Genomic DNA, 4,587 nt, shown 5'->3' on the forward strand with positions numbered 1-4,587 from the left:
TCGTCTCATCAGGGGGATCAATGCTGGTTATTTTTGTTCTCCAGTGGGTCAATTTTATTTGCACAAAGTGGGTCAATTCTATTGACAATCAACACGCTGATGGTGGATATCAGCCGGGGAGGACTCATTTCTCGAAGGCAAGTAAGGCTGGATGATTTGGGCTGGCCTTCCCGGGTTGAGCAAATGGTTCATCTTGGCGTAGAAGTGCTTATTTGCGGCGGCATTAGCAACTTTCTTTATCATCAGCTTGTCGCCCGGGGAATACAGGTAATTCCCTGGGTGACGGGTGATGTGGAGGAAGTTTTACAGGCCTATCTTCAAGACCAGTTAAACCAGGAAAAATTTGCCATGCCCGGTTGCCGCAGGTGGCGGCATCGCCACCGCGGGGGGCCGTGAAGGAGGTGAAAACAGATGCCCGGTTTTGATGGAAGTGGCCCCCGGGGAGCCGGTCCCATGACCGGTCGAGGTCAGGGATATTGTATCGTTCCCTTAACGGAAGGCTTGTCTCAGCTTCCTGCCATAAGGCGGCCATTTAAAGTTAAAGGTGGCAGGGGTAGGAGGAAGTTTCTTTTTGGACTCTGCACTTACGGAAGAAAAAACAAAAACAGGTTTATGGGTTAGGAGGTTGATGCGAAATGCCACGTGGAGACAGAACGGGTCCCTGGGGTATGGGTCCGATGACCGGCAGGGCGATGGGGTATTGTGCCGGGTACAGCGTGCCCGGGTTTGCCAGCGCGCCCGGGTGGTGGTGCCGTCCCCGCCGGGGTTCCGGCTGGGGTGCGGGGCGCCGTGGCCGTTTCTGGTTGGGCGGTTTTCCCCCGACGATTGGTACGCCATATGTGCCCTATTTCCCGGTTCCTCCTGAAAATGAGGCCGGTGTGTTAAAAGCGCATATTTCCCATCTCGAAAATATCTTACAGGCATTTAAACAGCGCCTGGAGCAAATTCAAGGAGAACATAAGGGACAAACGGAACAGAAGTAATCAAGCAACGCCGGTAGTTCTAAAGCTACCGGCATAATTTTACCGGATAAAAATCACAGGCAGTTTATGTCAATCAGTTATTGACAATAGTACATATATTCCTTTAAAATAACATATGACCAAAAGCCACGGGCATCCGGTCTTAAAAAGAAAAGAGGTGAGTTCCTTGGAGAAAGGAACGGCCGCAAGAATTGAACGGTTGAAAAAGAATGGATTGCGTTTAACTGTTCAGCGGGAAGTGATTTTAAACGCTTTAATAGCAAAAAGTAATGAGCATCCCAGTGCGGAGGATTTATACAGGGAAGCCAGGCAGAAGTGTCCCGGCATCGGGCGGGCTACCGTCTACCGTACCTTAAGCCTTTTTCAACGGTTGGGTTTAGTACGCCGCCTGCAGCTTATGGACGGCTCCTCCCGTTACGAAATAAACGGCGATCCCCATGCCCATTTCATTTGTCTGGGTTGTGGCCGGGTTTTTGAGTTGGAAGCCTCACCGTTGCTAGGATCCTCTCCTTCCGGAAAACAGGATTTCCAAATCTTCGGTTATTCCTTAAGGATCTTTGGTCTTTGTTCTAAATGCCGCGTTCAGGGTCAAAAAGCACCGTCCTTTGATCCCCCCGGAGCACAGGTGGTGCCGGAACAGCAGCCTTTTGAGCAGTCAATGGGGTGAAACGGAATATGGCATTGCCGCGGTCCTGGGGGTTGCCCGATCCCAAAATGCCTTGTTCCAAACCGGCTGCCGGGGCTTTCCGCAGAAATGGCTGAAATGCGGATTAATGGAGGTCCGTCTTAGTGAAACTATGTTAAAGAATATATAATTTTATAAATCGAACATAAATTCATTACATGCTTCGATAAGGAATAATTTGGCCATAATTAACATTTGTCCGTAAGTTGGGGCTCTGGTAAAGTAGAAGCAATAATCTAAAATTACCGGGGAGGGGGAGCATTAATTTAATTAATTTGTTCAATTAATTCGTTCATTTCGGGAGCAAGGGTTGAAACGGGGCGGAAAAGCTTCATCAGGGGTTCGCAAGAGTTTCCTGCAATTACCTGTTGAAGGTACCTGTTTTTCAAGGAGGTCAGATTAAATGCCAAGGTTTAGAGATCCCCATTTGACCAGCCGGCCTTCGGACAAGACCCCGCGGGTCATTGATCCCAAGAGTGTCAGGCGTTCCGTTGATCCGGCTGTCCTGGAAATGATTGATGTGGCCAGAGAGCAGGGCGTGATTACCGCCTTTGACCGGGTGGTGGCCCAGCAGCCCCAGTGCCAGTTTGGCTATAAAGGCATCTGCTGTCGTTTTTGCATGATGGGTCCCTGCCGGATTAAAGCGGAAGAAGGGCCGGCCAGCAGGGGTATATGCGGTGCCAATTCCTGGACCATTGTGGCCCGCAGTGTGGGCTTGATGATCCTTACCGGTTGTGCCTCCCATGCGCAGCATGGCAACCATATAGCCCACACGCTGGAAATGATTGCCGAGGGAAAAGCTCCCGACTACTCCATTAAGGACCCCGAGAAACTGGTGCGCATTTGTAAGAAGGTGGGGATTGAAACCGAAGGTAAAGAAACTCTGGCCCTGGCGAAGGAGCTGGCTGAAACAGCCCTGGAGGACTTCCGTCGCTTGAAGGGAGAGGGGGAAACTACCTGGATAGTGAAGCAGCAAATACCTGCCCGGGTAGAAAGGTACAGAAGCCATATGGTCATGCCCCACGGGATTCATGCTACCATTTCCGACCTGGTTACCCAGGCCCACGTGGGGATGGATAACGACCCGGTAAACCTGGTATTCAGCGCCGTACGGGTTGGCCTGGCCGACCTGGCCGGCAAGTGGATTGCCACCGATCTTTCTGACATTATTTTTGGTACTCCCCAACCTGTTGTCAGTGAAGCCAATATGGGGGTCCTGGACCCCAAAAAGGTCAATATCGTTGTGCACGGCCATAATCCCCTTTTAAGCGAAATGATTGTGGCTGCGGCCCGGGAACTGGAAGATGAAGCCAGAGCCGCTGGTGCGGCCGGTATTAACCTGGCCGGTATTTGTTGTACGGGAAACGAAGTGCTCATGCGCCAGGGTATTCCCATAGTGACCTCCTTTTCCTCCCAGGAACTGGCTATCTGTACCGGTGCGGTTGATGCCATGGTGGTGGACGTGCAGTGCATCATGCCCGGTTTAAACACGGTGGCCCAGTGCTTTGGAACCAGGTTGATTACCACTTCGGATATTGTGAAGATTCCCGGTAGCATGCACATTGACTATCAGGAAGCAACGGCCATGGCCAACGCTAAAGAAGTCATCCGCCAGGCCATTGAAGCCTACAAGGAACGGGGGACCCGTCCGGTACACATTCCCAACGTAAAGAACAAAGTGGTGGCGGGCTGGAGTTTGGAAGCTATCTTTGAATTGTTCAAGACTGTTAACCCCGGTAACCCGGTACGGGTGCTCAACGAAGCCATTCTTTCCGGGGAGCTGAAGGGCGTCATCCTCATGGCCGGGTGCAACAACCTGAAAACCTTCCAGGATCAGGCCCACCTGGAAATCACCAAAGCCATGCTGAAAAATGACGTTTTCGTTATTTCCACCGGTTGTAATGCCCAGGCGTGCGCGAAGGCGGGTTTGATGGATCCGGCTAAAGTGGATGAGTTTTGCGGTCCCGGGTTGAAGAAATTCTTCCAGCGTATCAGTGAAAAGGCCGATCTGAAATACGGCCTGCCGCCGGTATTCCACATTGGTTCCTGTGTCGACAATTCCCGGGCGGCCGAACTTTTAATGCTGATGGCCGAAGATCTCGGTGTGGATACTCCCAAAGTGCCCTTTGTCGCCTCGGCCCCGGAGGCTATGAGCGGTAAGGCTACCAGTATTGGTACATGGGCTGTAACCATCGGCCTGCCCACTCATGTGGGAACCATGCCGCCGGTAGAGGGTTCCGACCTGATTTACAGTATTTTGACGCAGATTGCCAGCGATGTATTTGGGGGTTACTTTATCCTGGAACCCGATATCGAGGTGGCCATACAAAAGCTGCTCAATGCCCTGGAGTACCGTACCTGGAAGTTGGGTGTGCATCGTAAAGTAGCAGAAGACTTTGAAACCGCTCTCTGTCAAAACTGGTAAACCTGGGGCGGAGGAGGGAAAATGATGGCCGAAGCCATTAATTTTGACCAGATATTTGAAGGGGCTGTTGAACCGGGGAAAGAGCCGAAGAGACTTTTTAAAGAAGCCTACGAAGGGGCCATTACCGCTGTAAGTTATGCTGAGATTTTGCTTAACCAGGCTATTCGCCGGTATGGCAAGGATCATCCCGTTGGTTATCCCGACACCGCTTATTACCTGCCGGTCATTCGCTGCTTAAGCGGCGAGGAGATCAAGACCCTGGGCGACTGCGTACCGGTATTGAACCGTGTCCGGGCAGCCGTGAAGGAAGAGAAAACCTTTGCCAATGCCCGCCATTGGGGGGAAGCCACCTGGTACGCGGCAGACATTATCGAGGCTATTCGCTACCTCCAGTATAGCCCGGAGAACCCCCTGCACGTTCCACCCTGGACCGGTTTTATCGGCGACCCGGTGGTACGCCAGTACGGCACCAAGATGGTGGACTGGACCATCCC

Annotated in this window: 5 protein-coding genes and 1 pseudogene; all 6 read left to right on the top strand. The window is 52.0% G+C overall.

What is annotated here, in order from left to right:
- Positions 1-81: 81 nt before the first annotated feature.
- On the top strand, positions 82-396 hold the full coding sequence (locus tag J2Z49_RS14465; protein ID WP_307403861.1) for a NifB/NifX family molybdenum-iron cluster-binding protein: 315 nt from the start codon (positions 82-84) through the stop codon (positions 394-396).
- A 15-nt stretch (positions 397-411) separates the two neighbouring features.
- Positions 412-621: a DUF5320 domain-containing protein gene (locus J2Z49_RS14870; RefSeq protein WP_407650104.1), complete on the top strand. Its 210-nt coding sequence runs from the start codon at positions 412-414 to the stop codon at positions 619-621.
- A gap of 14 nt (positions 622-635) precedes the next feature.
- Positions 636-983, top strand: coding sequence for a DUF5320 domain-containing protein (locus J2Z49_RS14470; protein WP_307403863.1), 348 nt, complete (start codon positions 636-638; stop codon positions 981-983).
- A gap of 166 nt (positions 984-1,149) precedes the next feature.
- Positions 1,150-1,650, top strand: a complete 501-nt coding sequence (locus J2Z49_RS14475) for a Fur family transcriptional regulator (protein WP_307403865.1) — start codon at positions 1,150-1,152, stop codon at positions 1,648-1,650.
- Positions 1,651-2,071: 421 nt separating this feature from the next.
- Positions 2,072-4,093, top strand: coding sequence for an anaerobic carbon-monoxide dehydrogenase catalytic subunit (gene cooS / locus J2Z49_RS14480; protein WP_307403867.1), 2,022 nt, complete (start codon positions 2,072-2,074; stop codon positions 4,091-4,093).
- Between the two features lie 24 nt (positions 4,094-4,117).
- Positions 4,118-4,587: pseudogene (locus J2Z49_RS14485) on the top strand (acetyl-CoA decarbonylase/synthase complex subunit alpha/beta); the annotation flags it as partial.

Source organism: Desulfofundulus luciae, from assembly GCF_030813795.1.
GTDB lineage: Bacteria > Bacillota > Desulfotomaculia > Desulfotomaculales > Desulfovirgulaceae > Desulfofundulus > Desulfofundulus luciae.

Coding starts and splice junctions, on each gene's coding strand:
- J2Z49_RS14470 (WP_307403863.1), top strand. CDS start 636: ATGCCACGTGGAGACAGAACGGGTCCCTGGGGTATGGGTCCGATGACC.
- cooS (WP_307403867.1), top strand. CDS start 2,072: ATGCCAAGGTTTAGAGATCCCCATTTGACCAGCCGGCCTTCGGACAAG.
- J2Z49_RS14870 (WP_407650104.1), top strand. CDS start 412: ATGCCCGGTTTTGATGGAAGTGGCCCCCGGGGAGCCGGTCCCATGACC.